Source organism: Escherichia sp. XD33 (genome assembly GCF_019375075.1).
Taxonomy (GTDB): domain Bacteria; phylum Pseudomonadota; class Gammaproteobacteria; order Enterobacterales; family Enterobacteriaceae; genus Enterobacter; species Enterobacter flexneri_A.
Genome location: NZ_JAENDM010000053.1, coordinates 1 through 15,936 on the forward strand (window position 1 = coordinate 1; position 15,936 = coordinate 15,936).

Below are 15,936 nucleotides of genomic sequence, written 5' to 3' on the forward strand. Positions count from 1 at the left end.
TTCGTAATGAATTACGTGTTCACTCTTGAGACTTGGTATTCATTTTTCGTCTTGCGACGTTAAGAATCCGTATCTTCGAGTGCCCACACAGATTGTCTGATAAATTGTTAAAGAGCAGTTGCGACGCGGCTTTCAGCTCACTGTCGCGAGGTGGCGTATATTACGCTTTCCTCTTTCAGAGTCAACCCTGAATTTCAGGATTTTTTTCTCTTCGTTGTTCCGACCATCCTGTGAAGTGTTTCACGTTGTCGTCTCAACGGAGGCGCATTATAGGGATCCCAATTTTTTGCACAAGTATTTTTTTGATCTTTTTTTCTGTTTGTTGTTTTTTCACCCTTTTTGCTGCAATCGCACACAAAACGGTGCTTTTTTGCATACTAAAAGACTTGCACAAGGCCAATAATGCCCCCAAAGTCATTAGTAAATCATTTATTGCTGAGGTAAGTATGTCTGATGTTTTACGCCCATACCGCGATCTTTTTCCACAAATCGGTCAGCGCGTAATGATCGACGATAGCAGTGTCGTGATTGGTGACGTTCGTCTGGCTGATGATGTGGGGATCTGGCCGCTCGTTGTGATTCGTGGAGATGTACATTATGTACAGATCGGAGCACGCACCAATATCCAGGATGGCAGTATGTTGCATGTCACTCATAAATCCTCGTACAACCCAGATGGCAACCCATTAACCATTGGCGAAGATGTCACTGTTGGTCACAAGGTGATGCTCCACGGCTGCACCATTGGCAATCGAGTTTTGGTTGGGATGGGCTCAATTTTACTTGATGGCGCAATAGTAGAAGATGATGTGATGATTGGTGCGGGTAGTCTGGTCCCACAAAATAAACGGCTGGAGAGCGGATATCTGTATCTCGGTAGCCCCGTCAAACAGATCCGCCCGTTAAGTGATGAAGAGAAGGCTGGGTTACGCTATTCCGCGAATAATTACGTGAAATGGAAGGACGAATATCTGGATCAGGGTAACCAGACCCAGCCTTGATCATCTTCACTTTGTTCCTGAATTAAGTTTTCCGCTTCTTCTTCCAGGTCCCAGCGATGCTGACGAAAACTCGCTAACCACTGTTCTGGCGTATCTCCAGTAAAGCGATACGCCAGACTCTCGCCAGAGATCGCGCATGTCAGTTGCATACCATTCACGAGAGCGGGAAAACATACACATTTTTTATTCTCGTCCCACTCTTCCCTGTCCGGAAACTGGATGGCCTGATTCACGCGGACAATTCCTCCTGCAATTGCTTTATAACTGGTTCTACGTCAGGCAGAACACCGTGCCAGAGAAGAAAGGCATGAGCCGCCTGTGCCACCAGCATTCCTAAACCATCAGCATTACGCTTTGAGCCTCGCTGCTCACACCATGCCAGAAAAGGAGTTTTTCCTTTCTGATAGAACATGTCATAGCAATAAATGCCTGGATGAATGAGCGATGACGGGATCGCCGGAATATCACCACTGATGCCACTGGATGTTGCATTAATAATGAGATCAAACTCATGACCTTCCAGTTCGTCCATACTCAACGCCTGAATACTGCCAGTGTGCGCAAACAATTTAGCCAACTCTTCCGCGCGGGATACCGTCCGATTAGTTATTGTCACCGCACAGTCCAGGGAAAGGAGTGGCAGTAGTACGCCGCGAGATGCTCCACCAGCGCCGATAAGCAGAATACGTAAACCAGGGCGGATAAAAGACAGACGTTCCAGATCGCTTAACAAGCCTACACCATCGGTATTGTCACCCAGCAGGCGTCCATCTTCTAACCGCATGAGGGTATTAACAGCACCAGCCAACGCTGCCCGTTCAGTAAGCTCATCCGCTCTGGCAAAAGCCTCTTCTTTAAAAGGCACCGTCACATTCGCACCTTTACCACCAGCACTAAAGAAAGCGTTCAGTGTGTTGATGAAATCATTGATGGGTGCCAACACGCGCCCATAGGGATGTTCAATATTCAGTTGCTGAGCAAATTGCTGATGAATGAATGGCGATTTGCTGTGGGCTATCGGATTACCAAAAACAGCATAGGTTTCCATTATGTTACCCCTGTCGAAACAGTTCACCCGTCAGGGCATCGCGGATTTCTGAAGGATTTAAACGCCCCCCCGTTTCACCAGGCACAACCGGGAACGCCGCGCCAAATTGTGCGCGAACTTCGTCTACTGTTCGACAAGGTGGCAATCCACTCAAGTTGGCACTGGTAGAAACCAGCGGTTTACCATAAGCCTGGCACAAAGCAACCACCAACGGATGGTCGGTGACTCGTACAGCAAGCGAATCAAAGCGGCCCGTCAACCAGCGCGGTGTTGTCGCAGGCGCGGGAAAGACAAAGGTGACAGGACCTGGCCAGCGGGAAAAAATGGTTTCACGCTGCACGTCAGTCAACATGGTGTCATCAATATAGGGTTTAAGCTGCTCGTAATTTGCTGCGATTAAAATCAGCCCCTTATCAACCGGACGCTGTTTTAACTCCAACAGTCGCATCACTGCTGTTTCGCTATCAGGATCGCACCCAACACCGAAAACGGCTTCCGTTGGATAGGCGATGACACGTTCTTCATTGAGAACATCTATCGCAGCTGCGATAGCGTCTCTTTGCAGGTTATTATTCACGTTATTATTCCGCCGAAACCGGCTTTCCACATTGTTTACTGGCACAAAAGTGTTTTACACCCTGCGCGGTTTTCTTTTCGATGAGTAGCGGATAATGACACTCAGGGCATTCTCCAGCTATGGGTTTGAAGTTAATGGCAAATTGACACTCCGGGTAGCGATCACAAGAGTGAAATGTTTTGCCATAACGGGAGCGGCGCTGGACCAGATGGCCCGTCCGACATTGGGGGCATGTAATTGCTGTTTCGTCCGGTTTATCGATAAGTTCGGTATGTTCGCATTCAGGGTAGTTAATGCAACCAATAAACATACCAAAGCGTCCCTGGCGTAATACCAGATTTGCGCCACATGCAGGGCAAACCTGCCCCTCCAGAACTTTGACGATATGTCCATCCGCTGAAGATTTCAGAGGACGGACGTAGTCACACGCCGGATACTGTGAGCATCCAAGAAACGGACCGTGTTTCCCGGATCGAATAACCAGTTCAGCCCCGCACTTTGGGCAGGACTCATTATTACGCACCGTGAACAGTGCTGATTTCGCCATAACAACTTATGCTGAATTAAAGAAATGATTAATGCAGCATACCTTCATTCACTTCAAAGAGTAATTCTTCCATTTGCTGGTACGCATTTTCGCAGCCCGGAATATTGAACAACACCATCAGGATCACCCATTTCAGATCATCCAGTTCGAACTCTGCGTTATCCAGCGCGAGCACTCGCTCTATCACCATTTCACGAGTTTCAAGGTTGAGCACCTGAATCTGCTCAAGGAAAAGCAGAAACCCACGGCAGCTGGCATCCAATCGTTCACACTCTTCCGGTGTATAAATACGCATGGAGAGAGGATCCGAGGCCAGTTGCATCGGTTCTGCCAACCCTTCCTGATAATCAGCAAGTTTTTCCAGCCATAGCAGGGCATTGTAGATATCTTCTCGCTCAAAACCTGCGTCGGTAAGATCCTGTTCAAGTTTGTCTTGATCCACACGCAACTCAGCTTCTGTGTGAATATAGGTTTCAAACAAATACATTAGTACGTCGAACATGGCATGCCCTCCTCAATCGGACATAGCCGCCGGGTACAGCTGCGATCCATCCTGCTAACTCCAGTTCGAGTAGTTGAGTAACTACCTCTGGCACAGGTTGGCCGGCACGTTCAGCGACGACGTCAACAGGTGTTACCTCATCTCCTACGTTAGCCAGGAGCTCAGGAAATGGCAATGCCACGTCTTGCTGATCTGGTGAATAAAATGAATTTTCAGGGGCGTCTGGCAACCAGTGCAATCCAAATTGCAAGTTTTCCAGAATTTCTTCCGGTTCCGTCACAAGAATCGCACCTTGTTTTATTAACCAGTGAGGCCCTTCGCTTCCCGGATTCCCTATTGGACCTGGCAAGGCAAAAACTTCTCGCCCCTGCTCAAGCGCACAACGTGCTGTCACCAGCGAACCACTACGCAAAGCCGCTTCCACCACCAGTACACCTTTACTTAGACCACTGATAATGCGATTTCTTCGTGGGAAATTGTAAGCAAGGGGTGGAACATCGAGGGGAAATTCCGAGACGAGAGCGCCCCCCTGTTCAAGCAGACTGGCAGCCAGTCGGGCATGACGGCGGGGATGAATGGTATTAAGTCCATTCCCCAATACAGCAATGCTGACGCCATTTACCTGTAAGGCTGCTTTATGCGCTACACCATCGATTCCACGCGCCAGTCCACTCGTAATTGTCACTCCACGCGTCGCCAGAGTTTCGCAAAATAATCGTCCCCATCGCTCGCCATACCATGAATGCGCCCGACTCCCCACTACGGCAAGCTGAAATGAATGCAGCGCGTGCAGTTCTCCTTCAACAAACAGTGCGCCGGGGTAATCTGTCGTCGCCAGAAGTTGAGGAGGATAAAATTCGCTGTCCGCAGGAATTAAATGATGGTTGGGTTGCTCCAACCAACAAAGTGAGCTTTCGATACTCTTTCGTGGAAATGAAAGAAAGCGTTGTGCCTGCCGCAATGTAAGCCCTGTTTGCTGCAATACAACCGCATCAATATGCGACTGTTTTGCCACCCAGTGAGCGATACGGACCATATCATCGCCGTACAAGCTGCTGATACTCATTAAACGCAGCCAAATTTCTGTATCGACCATCCTTATCTCCCTGCCATAAGCAGCCTTAGCAATCTTTGCGATTGGTCAGTGATGCTGTCAATCAGAGGGGGATTTGTCTAGAATAGAAGAAATAATCTTTCTAACTCCTGAACACATCTCTGGAGATTTATGTCAGTTTTGCAAGTGTTACATATTCCGGACGAGCGGCTTCGCAAAGTTGCTAAACCGGTAGAAGAAGTGAATGCAGAAATTCAGCGTATCGTCGATGATATGTTCGAGACGATGTACGCAGAAGAAGGTATTGGCCTGGCGGCAACCCAGGTTGATATCCATCAACGTATCATTGTTATTGATGTTTCGGAAAACCGTGACGAACGGCTAGTGTTAATCAATCCAGAGCTTTTAGAAAAAAGCGGCGAAACAGGCATTGAAGAAGGTTGCCTGTCGATCCCTGAACAACGTGCTTTAGTGCCGCGCGCAGAGAAAGTTAAAATTCGCGCCCTTGACCGCGACGGTAAACCATTTGAACTGGAAGCAGACGGTCTGTTAGCCATCTGTATTCAGCATGAGATGGATCACCTGGTCGGCAAACTGTTTATGGATTATCTGTCACCGCTGAAACAACAACGTATTCGTCAGAAAGTTGAAAAACTGGATCGTCTGAAAGCCCGGGCTTAAGGATAAGAACTAACGTGTCAGAATCACTACGTATTATTTTTGCGGGTACACCTGACTTTGCAGCGCGTCATCTCGACGCGCTGTTGTCTTCTGGTCATAACGTCGTTGGCGTGTTCACCCAGCCAGACCGACCGGCAGGACGCGGTAAAAAACTGATGCCCAGCCCGGTTAAAGTTCTGGCTGAGGAAAAAGGTCTGCCCGTTTTTCAACCTGTTTCCCTGCATCCACAAGAAAACCAGCAACTGGTCGCCGAACTGCAGGCTGATGTTATGGTCGTCGTCGCCTATGGTTTAATTCTGCCGAAAGCAGTGCTGGAGATGCCGCGTCTTGGCTGTATCAACGTTCATGGTTCACTGCTGCCACGCTGGCGCGGTGCTGCACCAATCCAACGCTCACTATGGGCGGGTGATGCAGAAACTGGTGTGACCATTATGCAAATGGATGTCGGTTTAGACACCGGTGATATGCTCTATAAGCTCTCCTGCCCGATTACTGCAGAAGATACCAGTGGTACGCTGTACGACAAGCTGGCAGAGCTTGGCCCACAAGGGCTTATCACCACGTTGAAACAACTGGCAGACGGCACGGCGAAACCAGAAGTTCAGGACGAAACTCTTGTCACTTACGCCGAGAAGTTGAGTAAAGAAGAAGCGCGTATTGACTGGTCACTTTCGGCAGCACAGCTTGAACGCTGCATTCGCGCTTTCAATCCATGGCCAATGAGCTGGCTGGAAATTGAAGGACAGCCGGTTAAAGTCTGGAAAGCATCGGTCATTGATACGGCAACCAACGCTGCACCAGGAACGATCCTTGAAGCCAACAAACAAGGCATTCAGGTTGCGACTGGTGATGGCATCCTGAACCTGCTCTCGTTACAACCTGCGGGTAAGAAAGCGATGAGCGCGCAAGACCTCCTGAACTCTCGTCGGGAATGGTTTGTTCCGGGCAACCGTCTGGTCTGATAGTCCACTCTTCTAAGCCCGGTCTTGCCGGGCGTTTTTATACTTATGAAAAAACAACGTAATTTACGTAGCATGGCGGCCCAGGCCGTTGAACAAGTCGTCGAGCAAGGGCAATCATTAAGCAACATTCTGCCACCGCTCCAGCAAAAAGTTTCCGATAAAGACAAAGCACTTCTTCAAGAGTTGTGCTTTGGCGTACTGCGTACGCTTTCGCAGTTAGACTGGCTGATTAATAAGTTAATGGCCCGTCCGATGACCGGCAAACAGCGGACCGTGCATTACCTGATTATGGTTGGTTTGTATCAACTGCTTTATACCCGCATTCCACCTCATGCTGCGCTGGCTGAAACGGTTGAAGGCGCTATCGCAATTAAGCGTCCGCAACTTAAAGGGTTGATAAACGGTGTATTACGCCAGTTCCAGCGTCAGCAAGAAGAGTTATTAGCCGAGTTTAATGCCAGTGATGCACGTTATCTGCATCCTTCCTGGTTGCTGAAGCGTCTGCAAAAAGCGTATCCAGAGCAGTGGCAATCCATCGTCGAAGCCAATAACCAGCGTCCGCCAATGTGGCTGCGTATTAATCGTACGCATCATTCCCGCGACAGCTGGCTTGCATTGCTGGATGAAGCAGGAATGAAAGGTTTCCCGCATGCGGATTACCCTGATGCTGTACGTCTGGAAACACCTGCACCTGTTCATGCGCTACCTGGTTTTGAAGACGGATGGGTTACCGTTCAGGATGCATCAGCACAAGGTTGCATGACCTGGCTTGCGCCACAAAACGGTGAACACATTTTGGATCTTTGTGCCGCCCCCGGCGGTAAAACAACGCATATCCTTGAGGTGGCACCAGAAGCGCAGGTTGTTGCGGTTGATATCGACGAACAGCGCCTCTCTCGGGTTTACGACAATTTAAAACGCCTTGGTATGAAGGCGACCGTGAAACAAGGTGATGGCCGTTACCCTTCTCAATGGTGTGGCGAGCAACAGTTTGATCGCATTTTATTAGATGCGCCTTGTTCAGCAACCGGTGTGATTCGTCGCCATCCAGATATTAAATGGTTACGTCGCGATCGCGATATCCCGGAACTCGCGCAATTGCAGTCTGAAATTCTCGACGCCATTTGGCCGCATTTAAAAACCGGTGGAACTCTGGTCTATGCCACCTGTTCGGTGTTACCGGAAGAGAATAGCCTGCAGATTAAAGCCTTTTTGCAACGTACCGCTGATGCCGAACTTTGCGAAACAGGAACACCAGAGCAACCGGGTAAACAAAATCTACCTGGTGCCGAAGAGGGCGACGGCTTCTTTTACGCTAAGCTAATCAAAAAGTGATGAGATAACGGGTCGCGACTGATGAAAATTATCATTCTGGGTGCCGGCCAGGTTGGCGGCACACTGGCGGAAAACCTGGTTGGCGAGAACAACGATATTACTGTTGTCGATACCAACGGTGAGCGTCTGCGGACCTTACAGGATAAATTTGACCTGCGGGTCGTGCAGGGGCATGGCTCTCATCCACGCGTATTGCGGGAGGCAGGTGCCGACGACGCCGATATGCTGGTTGCTGTAACCAGTTCAGATGAAACCAATATGGTTGCCTGCCAGGTAGCCTACTCACTTTTCAACACCCCTAATCGCATCGCTCGTATCCGCTCACCAGACTACGTGCGCGATGCCGATAAGCTATTTCATTCAGATGCTGTGCCGATTGATCATCTGATCGCACCAGAGCAGTTGGTTATCGATAATATTTACCGACTGATTGAGTATCCCGGCGCATTGCAGGTGGTGAACTTCGCTGAGGGTAAAGTCAGCCTGGCTGTGGTTAAAGCCTATTATGGCGGCCCGCTGATTGGTAATGCACTTTCGACCATGCGCGAACATATGCCACATATCGATACTCGTGTGGCAGCAATTTTCCGCCACGATCGCCCCATTCGTCCGCAAGGTTCGACCATTGTTGAAGCTGGTGATGAAGTGTTCTTTATTGCCGCTTCACAGCATATCCGCGCGGTGATGAGTGAATTACAGCGACTGGAAAAACCGTATAAGCGGATCATGCTGGTTGGTGGCGGTAATATCGGTGCAGGGCTGGCGCGTCGTCTGGAAAAAGATTACAGCGTTAAACTCATCGAACGTAATCAGCAGCGCGCTGCCGAACTGGCGGAAAAGTTACAGAATACGATCGTCTTTTTTGGTGATGCGTCGGATCAAGAACTACTGGCCGAAGAACATATCGATCAAGTTGATCTGTTTATTGCCGTCACCAACGATGACGAGGCCAATATCATGTCCGCCATGCTTGCCAAACGTATGGGTGCGAAAAAGGTGATGGTATTGATCCAGCGTCGCGCTTATGTGGATCTGGTTCAGGGGAGCGTTATCGATATTGCGATTTCACCACAACAAGCAACTATTTCTGCGTTGCTTAGCCATGTGCGAAAAGCAGATATTGTTGGTGTTTCCTCATTGCGCCGCGGCGTAGCAGAAGCTATTGAAGCCGTTGCTCACGGTGATGAAAGCACCTCACGCGTTGTCGGCAGAGTCATTGACGAAATCAAGCTACCGCCAGGAACGATTATTGGAGCGGTGGTACGTGGAAACGACGTGATGATTGCCAATGACAATCTGCGCATTGAGCAAGGCGATCACGTAATTATGTTCCTCACAGATAAAAAGTTTATTACCGACGTCGAAAGACTCTTCCAGCCAAGCCCTTTCTTCTTGTAATTAATAAGGCGTCTAATGACGCCTTATTATTTCCCTTTGATTATCAAGGATTAATTAAATTCATTCCTGGCAGGAAAATGGCTTAACATTTGTTAGACTTATGGTTGTCGGCTTCATAGGGAGAATAACATGAGCATTATTAAAGAATTTCGCGAATTTGCGATGCGCGGGAACGTGGTGGATTTGGCGGTGGGTGTCATTATCGGTGCGGCATTCGGGAAGATTGTCTCTTCACTGGTTGCCGATATCATCATGCCTCCTCTGGGCTTATTAATTGGCGGGATCGATTTTAAACAGTTTGCTGTCACGCTACGCGATGCGCAGGGGGATATCCCTGCTGTTGTGATGCATTACGGTGTCTTCATTCAAAACGTCTTTGATTTTCTGATTGTGGCCTTTGCCATCTTTATGGCGATTAAGCTAATCAACAAACTGAATCGGAAAAAAGAAGAACCAGCAGCCGCACCTGCACCAACTAAAGAAGAAGTATTACTGACAGAAATTCGTGATTTGCTGAAAGAGCAGAATAACCGCTCTTAACAAGCGCCTGAAAGCAGAAGACCAGTGGTAAAAAAGTGATTTACTTTCTTGCCACTGGCCTCCCAGTTCCCCCGATTGCCATGTTTTCCTTTTCGCATGTAACTGCCTTTCCCCTTCTTATTTTTCTCTACGCGCTGTCGGAATAAGGGATCATGTAGTAATGCTTCTATCGCATTATCCTTTATCTGCCCTTTAGTATGCTGATATCGACTCATAAAAACTCCAGTTGGTTATTTAACGGCGCGAGTGTAATCCTGCCAGTGCAAAAAATCAACAACCACTCTTAACGCCACTCGCCCCTTGTTCAAGAGCTTCAAGAATCGAACAATAAACACTGCTATGAGCAGTCCCACAACAGGCATCGTTAAGGCGTTGCAAGGAACGCTGCATACTCTGCAACTCGGCTATCCGTGCTTCGACTTCCTGCAATCTTTCCTGCACAATGCCTTTTGACTCCTGACAGGTATGGTGTTCAGGATCGATGCGGATCGACAGCAACTCGCGGATCGACTCCAGACTGAAACCTAGTTGTCTGGCATGGCGGATAAATTTCAATCGCTGGAGATCGCTTTCGGTATATAGGCGAAACCCACCTTCAGTACGCACTTCATGCTCCATCATCTGCTGTTTTTCGTAATAACGAATCGTGTCGGGTGTTACTTCCGCCATTTTTGCCAGCTCACCAATGCGATACATACATACTCCACTAGTTATCGTTGATTTTGTCCAACAACTTGTCAGCATAATCGCCGCGTAAAAAATCGGTACTCAATCCAGCTTGTCGCAGCTTCAATTCCAGTAATGACAATCGACGGCTAACCTCTTGATATTGCGGATCATCGTGACGGATACCTTTGAGAATATCCAGAAGCTGAATTGCTTCTCTCCGTTGCTCAAGTTCTGGCGGTAAGCAACCGGCATTCTTCAGCAAGCGATACCCCGCACGTAATTCCGGTGGCACGTGAGAATCATCATCCAGTATCAATGGTTCGCCGCTACCTGCCAGGTTATCAAACTCACCTTTCGCTTGCGCTTCTGCTATATGGCGCTCTGCCCACTGGTCAAGTAACCACATAAATACTCCAGGGGATGAACAAAAAGAGTACAGCTATTGTAGATAAGTGGGGATACTACGGGTATAAAAAAACCCGCCGGGGCGGGTTTTTTTACGTTGCTTCAGATTACTCTGCAGCAGCTTCTGCTTTCTCTGAACGATCAACCAGCTCGATGTAAGCCATCGGCGCGTTGTCGCCTGCACGGAAGCCACACTTCAGAATACGAGTGTAACCACCGGCACGGCTCGCGAAACGCGGGCCCAGTTCGTTAAACAGTTTTGCCACGATCTCGTTATCACGAGTACGGGCGAATGCCAGACGACGATTAGCAACGCTATCAGTCTTGGCAAGAGTAATCAGCGGCTCAACTACGCGGCGCAGCTCTTTCGCTTTAGGCAGAGTCGTCTTGATGATTTCATGACGAACCAGTGAACCTGCCATATTGCGGAACATAGCCTGGCGATGGCTGCTGTTGCGGTTCAGTTGACGACCACTCTTACGATGGCGCATGACCTTATCCTTCTCAGTAAAACCTTAACCTGTGATCCGGTTACTCGTCAGCGATGCTTGCCGGTGGCCAGTTTTCCAGGCGCATGCCCAGAGACAGTCCACGGGAAGCCAGCACGTCTTTAATCTCAGTAAGAGATTTTTTACCAAGGTTAGGCGTTTTAAGGAGCTCAACCTCGGTACGCTGTACCAGATCACCGATATAGTGGATAGCTTCTGCTTTAAGGCAGTTAGCAGAGCGGACAGTCAATTCCAGATCGTCAACAGGGCGCAGCAGGATCGGATCGAACTCTGGTTTCTCTTCTTTCACTTCAGGCTGACGTACATCACGTAAGTCAACGAAAGCTTCCAGTTGTTCAGCCAGAATGGTTGCCGCACGACGAATCGCCTCTTCAGGATCGATTGTGCCGTTGGTTTCCATTTCGATGACCAGCTTGTCCAGGTCGGTACGCTGTTCTACACGCGCTGCTTCAACATTGTAGGCAATACGCTCCACAGGGCTGTAGCATGCGTCGACCAGCAGACGGCCGATTGGGCGCTCATCTTCTTCCGAATGAATTCGGGTAGAAGCCGGCACATAACCACGACCGCGCTGAACTTTGATACGCATGCTAATAGACGCGTTCTCATCGGTCAGGTGGCAGATCACGTGCTGCGGCTTGACGATTTCGACATCACCGTCGTGGGTGATATCGGCTGCAGTCACAGGGCCAATGCCAGATTTATTCAAGGTAAGAATAACTTCATCTTTGCCCTGAACTCTCACCGCCAGCCCTTTCAGGTTGAGCAGGATTTCCAGGATATCTTCCTGAACGCCTTCTTTGGTGCTGTACTCATGTAGTACACCATCAATCTCAACCTCGGTCACCGCGCAACCCGGCATCGATGAGAGCAGAATACGGCGCAGTGCGTTACCCAGAGTATGGCCAAAGCCACGCTCTAAAGGCTCAAGGGTCACCTTGGCGTGCGTCGAACTCACTTGCTCGATATCAACCAGGCGCGGTTTTAGAAACTCTGTCACAGAACCCTGCATTGTGTCCTCTCTTTGGTACTAAGCTTTACTTGGAGTAAAGCTCGACGATCAGGTGTTCGTTAATGTCCGCAGACAGATCAGAACGCTCCGGCTTACGCTTAAACGTACCTTCCATCTTGCCAGCATCAACTTCCAGCCAGGTTGGCTTTTCACGCTGCTCAGCCAGCTCCAGAGCGGCTTTCACGCGAGACTGCTTCTTCGCTTTCTCACGAATGCTTACAACGTCATTCGGACTAACCTGATAAGAAGCGATGTTAACAACACGACCGTTTACCATAATTGCTTTATGGCTAACCAGCTGACGTGCTTCTGCACGAGTGGCACCGAAGCCCATACGGTATACAACGTTGTCCAGACGACCTTCCAGCAGAGCCAACAGGTTTTCACCGGTGTTGCCTTTCAGACGTGCTGCTTCTTTGTAGTAGTTACGGAACTGACGCTCCAGCACACCATAGATACGGCGAACTTTTTGCTTTTCACGCAACTGCACACCATAGTCAGACAGACGCGGTTTACGCGCACCGTGCTGGCCAGGAGCTTGTTCAATTTTACACTTGGTATCGATCGCGCGAACGCCAGACTTAAGGAATAAGTCGGTGCCCTCACGACGGCTCAGCTTGAGCTTAGGACCCAAATATCTTGCCATTTTCTTTCTCCAACAAACCTGGAAAACGAGGCGTTATACGCGACGTTTTTTCGGCGGACGACAACCGTTATGAGGGATCGGAGTCACATCAGTAATGTTAGTGATGCGGAAACCTGCGGCGTTCAGAGCACGAATAGTAGATTCGCGGCCTGGACCCGGACCTTTAACCATAACTTCCAGATTCTTGATGCCGTATTCTTTCACGGCGTCAGCGCAACGCTCTGCTGCAACCTGAGCTGCAAACGGAGTGGATTTGCGAGAACCACGGAAACCGGAACCACCGGCTGTTGCCCAACCCAACGCGTTACCCTGACGATCAGTGATAGTCACGATGGTGTTGTTGAAAGAAGCATGGATATGAGCCACGCCGTCAGAGACTTGTTTTCTTACACGTTTACGTGCACGAATTGGTGCCTTTGCCATTATTCAATCACCCCGATTATTTCTTGATCGGTTTGCGCGGACCCTTACGGGTACGTGCGTTGGTCTTGGTACGCTGACCGCGAACCGGGAGACCACGACGATGACGCAAACCGCGATAGCAACCAAGATCCATCAGGCGCTTGATGCTCATGCTGATTTCACGGCGCAGATCACCTTCAACGACAAATTTGGCAACTTCGTCACGCAGCGTGTCGATTTGTCCTTCAGACAGCTCACTGATCTTAACATCTTCAGCGATACCCGCTGCAGCCAGGATGGCTTTAGAACGGGTCTTGCCGACGCCATAAATCGAAGTTAATGCGATTACGGCATGCTTATGATCAGGAATGTTAATGCCTGCTATACGGGCCACTATGCACTCCTACTATTTAATATGTACGTTCCATGCTGAAAAGCCCGTTTTCAGGATACTCAAATGGAAACGCACAGACATACAAAAGATTGGCTGGCTAATCTAGCCAGCTCAACCCAACTTTGCAAGAAAAATATGCGAAAAAATCAGCCTTGGCGCTGTTTATGCTTCGGCTCGGCACTGCAAATCACACGGATGACACCATCACGCTTAACGATTTTGCAGTTACGGCATAATTTCTTGACGGAAGCACGAACTTTCATTTTTACTCTCCGTAACTTCTCGGGCGACCAATTATCGGCCGTAGCCTTTCAGGTTCGCCTTCTTCAATGCAGACTCATACTGACTGGACATCATCAGAGTTTGCACTTGAGCCATAAAGTCCATAATCACGACAACAACGATAAGCAGTGAGGTCCCACCGAAGTAGAACGGTACTTTCATTGCATCACGCATGAACTCCGGGATCAGGCAGATAAAGGTAATATACAGCGCACCAACCAGGGTCAGGCGGGTCATTACTTTATCGATATACTTCGCCGTTTGCTCTCCCGGACGAATTCCTGGTACAAATGCACCGGACTTCTTCAGGTTATCTGCTGTTTCACGCGGGTTGAAAACCAACGCCGTGTAGAAGAAACAGAAGAAGATGATTGCAGACGCATAGAGTAACACATAAAGCGGTTGCCCAGGCTGCAAATACAGCGAAATTGTTGTCAGCCAGTTCCAACCAGTACCGCCCCCGAACCATGACGCGATGGTCGCCGGGAACAGAATAATACTGGAAGCGAAGATTGCCGGGATTACCCCCGCCATATTCACTTTCAGCGGTAAATGTGTGCTCTGTGCAGCATAGACACGACGACCTTGCTGACGTTTCGCGTAGTTTACCACAATGCGGCGTTGACCACGCTCAACAAATACAACAAAGAACGTCACTGCAAATACTAATACTGCAACCAACAGCAACACGAGGAAGTGCAGGTCGCCTTGACGCGTTTGCTCGATAGTATGGGCAATGGCTGGCGGGAGTCCCGCGACAATACCGGCGAAGATAATGATTGAAATACCGTTGCCGATACCTCGTTCAGTAATCTGTTCGCCCAACCACATCAGGAACATGGTTCCTGTGACCAGACTTACAACAGCGGTGAAGTAGAATGCAAAGCCCGGGTTAATCACCAGGCCTTGCATACCAGGCATATTCGGCAGACCGGTAGCAATACCGATCGACTGGAATATTGCCAGCACCAGAGTACCGTAGCGGGTGTACTGGCTGATCTTACGACGACCAGACTCCCCTTCTTTCTTAATTTCTGCCAACGTTGGGTGAACCACCGTCAGCAGCTGGATAATGATCGACGCCGAAATATACGGCATGATCCCCAGAGCAAAGATAGAAGCACGGCTGAGAGCACCACCAGAGAACATGTTAAACATCTCAATGATGGTGCCTCGCTGTTGCTCAAGCAGTTTGGCAAGTACAGCGGCATCAATACCAGGGATCGGAATAAAAGAGCCAATACGGAACACAATCAGCGCACCGATAACAAACAGCAGTCTGCGTTTCAGCTCGCCTAAGCCACCTTTGGCACTTTGAAAATCTAATCCCGGTTGTTTAGCCATCTGCTACTTATTCCTCGATTTTACCGCCAGCAGCTTCGATAGCAGCACGAGCGCCTTTAGTAACACGCAGGCCACGAACAGTTACCGGAGTCGTTACTTCGCCAGCCAGGATCACTTTCGCGAACTCGATCTGGATACCGATAATGTTAGCCGCTTTCAGCGTGTTCAGGTCTACTACACCGCCTTCTACTTTAGCCAGGTCAGACAGACGAATTTCGGCTGTAATCGCTGCTTTACGAGAAGTGAAGCCGAATTTCGGCAGACGACGGTACAGAGGCATCTGACCACCCTCGAAACCGCGACGTACGCCACCGCCAGAACGAGACTTCTGACCTTTGTGACCACGACCACCGGTTTTACCGAGGCCAGAACCGATACCACGACCCAGGCGTTTACCCGCCTTTTTGGAGCCTTCGGCCGGAGACAGAGTATTTAAACGCATCTCTTACTCCTCAACTTTAACCATGAAGGAAACCGCGTTGATCATACCGCGAATAGCAGGAGTATCCTCGCGCTCTACGGTGTGACCAATACGACGCAGACCCAGGCCAAGCAGCGTTGCCTTGTGTTTCGGCAGACGACCGATTGCACTGCGGGTTTGAGTAATTTTAATAGTCTTTGCCATGGT

The 15,936-nt window shown here is 49.3% G+C and carries 24 protein-coding genes; 6 read left to right on the top strand and 18 right to left on the bottom strand.

The window, feature by feature from the left end:
• Window positions 1-446 precede the first annotated feature (446 nt).
• A complete protein-coding gene (locus tag K0778_RS21005; protein WP_001286216.1) occupies window positions 447-1,001 on the top strand; it encodes a gamma carbonic anhydrase family protein in 555 nt (184 codons plus the stop codon).
• Here the strand turns inward: K0778_RS21005 and K0778_RS21010 are convergent.
• The 6 genes from K0778_RS21010 to dprA are packed head-to-tail and all read right to left on the bottom strand — an operon-like array spanning window position 977 to window position 4,771.
• Window positions 977-1,234, bottom strand: coding sequence for a DUF1488 domain-containing protein (locus tag K0778_RS21010; RefSeq protein ID WP_001070563.1), 258 nt, complete (start codon window positions 1,232-1,234; stop codon window positions 977-979). The genes K0778_RS21005 and K0778_RS21010 overlap by 25 nt on opposite strands.
• Complete coding sequence (gene aroE / locus K0778_RS21015; RefSeq protein WP_000451243.1) at window positions 1,231-2,049, bottom strand: shikimate dehydrogenase; 819 nt, start codon at window positions 2,047-2,049, stop codon at window positions 1,231-1,233. The genes K0778_RS21010 and aroE overlap by 4 nt, the downstream gene beginning before the upstream one ends.
• A gap of 4 nt (window positions 2,050-2,053) precedes the next feature.
• Window positions 2,054-2,626 (bottom strand): L-threonylcarbamoyladenylate synthase type 1 TsaC, encoded by a 573-nt coding sequence (tsaC, locus tag K0778_RS21020; protein ID WP_001301412.1) that lies wholly within the window; start codon window positions 2,624-2,626, stop codon window positions 2,054-2,056.
• A gap of 4 nt (window positions 2,627-2,630) precedes the next feature.
• Window positions 2,631-3,173 carry a type I DNA topoisomerase gene (locus K0778_RS21025; protein ID WP_001129722.1) on the bottom strand — a complete coding sequence of 181 codons (543 nt, stop codon included), beginning with the start codon at window positions 3,171-3,173 and terminating at the stop codon, window positions 2,631-2,633.
• Between the two features lie 28 nt (window positions 3,174-3,201).
• Window positions 3,202-3,675, bottom strand: coding sequence for a DUF494 family protein Smg (gene smg, locus K0778_RS21030; RefSeq protein WP_000460680.1), 474 nt, complete (start codon window positions 3,673-3,675; stop codon window positions 3,202-3,204).
• Window positions 3,647-4,771 carry a DNA-protecting protein DprA gene (dprA, locus tag K0778_RS21035; RefSeq protein WP_000228551.1) on the bottom strand — a complete coding sequence of 375 codons (1,125 nt, stop codon included), beginning with the start codon at window positions 4,769-4,771 and terminating at the stop codon, window positions 3,647-3,649. Before dprA ends, smg begins: the two co-directional genes overlap by 29 nt.
• A gap of 129 nt (window positions 4,772-4,900) precedes the next feature.
• On the opposite strand from dprA, the gene def reads away from it, so the two are divergent.
• From def to mscL, 5 genes are all read left to right on the top strand, one after another.
• Window positions 4,901-5,410 carry a peptide deformylase gene (gene def / locus K0778_RS21040; protein WP_000114984.1) on the top strand — a complete coding sequence of 170 codons (510 nt, stop codon included), beginning with the start codon at window positions 4,901-4,903 and terminating at the stop codon, window positions 5,408-5,410.
• Window positions 5,411-5,424: 14 nt separating this feature from the next.
• Window positions 5,425-6,372: a methionyl-tRNA formyltransferase gene (gene fmt / locus K0778_RS21045; RefSeq protein WP_001618885.1), complete on the top strand. Its 948-nt coding sequence runs from the start codon at window positions 5,425-5,427 to the stop codon at window positions 6,370-6,372.
• Between the two features lie 45 nt (window positions 6,373-6,417).
• Complete coding sequence (gene rsmB, locus K0778_RS21050; RefSeq protein ID WP_000744778.1) at window positions 6,418-7,707, top strand: 16S rRNA (cytosine(967)-C(5))-methyltransferase RsmB; 1,290 nt, start codon at window positions 6,418-6,420, stop codon at window positions 7,705-7,707.
• Window positions 7,708-7,728: 21 nt separating this feature from the next.
• On the top strand, window positions 7,729-9,105 hold the full coding sequence (gene trkA, locus K0778_RS21055; RefSeq protein WP_000691382.1) for a Trk system potassium transporter TrkA: 1,377 nt from the start codon (window positions 7,729-7,731) through the stop codon (window positions 9,103-9,105).
• A 129-nt stretch (window positions 9,106-9,234) separates the two neighbouring features.
• Window positions 9,235-9,645 carry a large-conductance mechanosensitive channel protein MscL gene (gene mscL, locus K0778_RS21060; protein ID WP_000022442.1) on the top strand — a complete coding sequence of 137 codons (411 nt, stop codon included), beginning with the start codon at window positions 9,235-9,237 and terminating at the stop codon, window positions 9,643-9,645.
• Here the strand turns inward: mscL and arfA are convergent.
• From arfA to rpmD, 12 genes are all read right to left on the bottom strand, one after another.
• Window positions 9,642-9,860, bottom strand: coding sequence for an alternative ribosome-rescue factor ArfA (gene arfA, locus K0778_RS21065; protein WP_000092696.1), 219 nt, complete (start codon window positions 9,858-9,860; stop codon window positions 9,642-9,644). The genes mscL and arfA overlap by 4 nt on opposite strands.
• 55 nt (window positions 9,861-9,915) lie before the next feature.
• Window positions 9,916-10,341 (bottom strand): Zn(2+)-responsive transcriptional regulator, encoded by a 426-nt coding sequence (gene zntR, locus K0778_RS21070; protein ID WP_000285607.1) that lies wholly within the window; start codon window positions 10,339-10,341, stop codon window positions 9,916-9,918.
• Between the two features lie 10 nt (window positions 10,342-10,351).
• Window positions 10,352-10,720, bottom strand: a complete 369-nt coding sequence (locus K0778_RS21075) for a DUF1992 domain-containing protein (protein ID WP_000266486.1) — start codon at window positions 10,718-10,720, stop codon at window positions 10,352-10,354.
• Between the two features lie 106 nt (window positions 10,721-10,826).
• On the bottom strand, window positions 10,827-11,210 hold the full coding sequence (gene rplQ / locus K0778_RS21080) for a 50S ribosomal protein L17 (RefSeq protein ID WP_001216368.1): 384 nt from the start codon (window positions 11,208-11,210) through the stop codon (window positions 10,827-10,829).
• 40 nt (window positions 11,211-11,250) lie between these two features.
• A complete protein-coding gene (locus K0778_RS21085) occupies window positions 11,251-12,240 on the bottom strand; it encodes a DNA-directed RNA polymerase subunit alpha (RefSeq protein WP_001162094.1) in 990 nt (329 codons plus the stop codon).
• 25 nt (window positions 12,241-12,265) lie between these two features.
• A complete protein-coding gene (gene rpsD / locus K0778_RS21090; RefSeq protein WP_000135224.1) occupies window positions 12,266-12,886 on the bottom strand; it encodes a 30S ribosomal protein S4 in 621 nt (206 codons plus the stop codon).
• A gap of 33 nt (window positions 12,887-12,919) precedes the next feature.
• Entirely contained in the window at window positions 12,920-13,309 is a 390-nt protein-coding gene (gene rpsK / locus K0778_RS21095) for a 30S ribosomal protein S11 (protein WP_001029684.1), read from the bottom strand.
• 16 nt (window positions 13,310-13,325) lie between these two features.
• Window positions 13,326-13,682, bottom strand: a complete 357-nt coding sequence (rpsM, locus tag K0778_RS21100) for a 30S ribosomal protein S13 (protein WP_000090775.1) — start codon at window positions 13,680-13,682, stop codon at window positions 13,326-13,328.
• Window positions 13,683-13,828: 146 nt separating this feature from the next.
• Window positions 13,829-13,945 carry a 50S ribosomal protein L36 gene (gene rpmJ / locus K0778_RS21105; RefSeq protein WP_000868187.1) on the bottom strand — a complete coding sequence of 39 codons (117 nt, stop codon included), beginning with the start codon at window positions 13,943-13,945 and terminating at the stop codon, window positions 13,829-13,831.
• A 31-nt stretch (window positions 13,946-13,976) separates the two neighbouring features.
• Complete coding sequence (gene secY / locus K0778_RS21110; RefSeq protein WP_063084479.1) at window positions 13,977-15,308, bottom strand: preprotein translocase subunit SecY; 1,332 nt, start codon at window positions 15,306-15,308, stop codon at window positions 13,977-13,979.
• 7 nt (window positions 15,309-15,315) lie between these two features.
• Window positions 15,316-15,750, bottom strand: coding sequence for a 50S ribosomal protein L15 (gene rplO, locus K0778_RS21115; protein WP_001238914.1), 435 nt, complete (start codon window positions 15,748-15,750; stop codon window positions 15,316-15,318).
• A 3-nt stretch (window positions 15,751-15,753) separates the two neighbouring features.
• Window positions 15,754-15,933: a 50S ribosomal protein L30 gene (rpmD, locus tag K0778_RS21120; protein WP_001140433.1), complete on the bottom strand. Its 180-nt coding sequence runs from the start codon at window positions 15,931-15,933 to the stop codon at window positions 15,754-15,756.
• Window positions 15,934-15,936: the final 3 nt, after the last annotated feature.

Excerpts from the sequence above, each read along its gene's own strand:
- K0778_RS21075 (WP_000266486.1), bottom strand. The coding sequence starts at position 10,720 with ATGTGGTTACTTGACCAGTGGGCAGAGCGCCATATAGCAGAAGCGCAA.
- K0778_RS21085 (WP_001162094.1), bottom strand. The coding sequence starts at position 12,240 with ATGCAGGGTTCTGTGACAGAGTTTCTAAAACCGCGCCTGGTTGATATC.
- secY (WP_063084479.1), bottom strand. The coding sequence starts at position 15,308 with ATGGCTAAACAACCGGGATTAGATTTTCAAAGTGCCAAAGGTGGCTTA.
- rplO (WP_001238914.1), bottom strand. The coding sequence starts at position 15,750 with ATGCGTTTAAATACTCTGTCTCCGGCCGAAGGCTCCAAAAAGGCGGGT.
- smg (WP_000460680.1), bottom strand. The coding sequence starts at position 3,675 with ATGTTCGACGTACTAATGTATTTGTTTGAAACCTATATTCACACAGAA.
- K0778_RS21005 (WP_001286216.1), top strand. The coding sequence starts at position 447 with ATGTCTGATGTTTTACGCCCATACCGCGATCTTTTTCCACAAATCGGT.
- dprA (WP_000228551.1), bottom strand. The coding sequence starts at position 4,771 with ATGGTCGATACAGAAATTTGGCTGCGTTTAATGAGTATCAGCAGCTTG.
- def (WP_000114984.1), top strand. The coding sequence starts at position 4,901 with ATGTCAGTTTTGCAAGTGTTACATATTCCGGACGAGCGGCTTCGCAAA.
- K0778_RS21025 (WP_001129722.1), bottom strand. The coding sequence starts at position 3,173 with ATGGCGAAATCAGCACTGTTCACGGTGCGTAATAATGAGTCCTGCCCA.
- rpmJ (WP_000868187.1), bottom strand. The coding sequence starts at position 13,945 with ATGAAAGTTCGTGCTTCCGTCAAGAAATTATGCCGTAACTGCAAAATC.
- rpsK (WP_001029684.1), bottom strand. The coding sequence starts at position 13,309 with ATGGCAAAGGCACCAATTCGTGCACGTAAACGTGTAAGAAAACAAGTC.
- trkA (WP_000691382.1), top strand. The coding sequence starts at position 7,729 with ATGAAAATTATCATTCTGGGTGCCGGCCAGGTTGGCGGCACACTGGCG.
- rplQ (WP_001216368.1), bottom strand. The coding sequence starts at position 11,210 with ATGCGCCATCGTAAGAGTGGTCGTCAACTGAACCGCAACAGCAGCCAT.
- rpsD (WP_000135224.1), bottom strand. The coding sequence starts at position 12,886 with ATGGCAAGATATTTGGGTCCTAAGCTCAAGCTGAGCCGTCGTGAGGGC.
- arfA (WP_000092696.1), bottom strand. The coding sequence starts at position 9,860 with ATGAGTCGATATCAGCATACTAAAGGGCAGATAAAGGATAATGCGATA.
- mscL (WP_000022442.1), top strand. The coding sequence starts at position 9,235 with ATGAGCATTATTAAAGAATTTCGCGAATTTGCGATGCGCGGGAACGTG.
- rpmD (WP_001140433.1), bottom strand. The coding sequence starts at position 15,933 with ATGGCAAAGACTATTAAAATTACTCAAACCCGCAGTGCAATCGGTCGT.
- zntR (WP_000285607.1), bottom strand. The coding sequence starts at position 10,341 with ATGTATCGCATTGGTGAGCTGGCAAAAATGGCGGAAGTAACACCCGAC.
- aroE (WP_000451243.1), bottom strand. The coding sequence starts at position 2,049 with ATGGAAACCTATGCTGTTTTTGGTAATCCGATAGCCCACAGCAAATCG.
- rsmB (WP_000744778.1), top strand. The coding sequence starts at position 6,418 with ATGAAAAAACAACGTAATTTACGTAGCATGGCGGCCCAGGCCGTTGAA.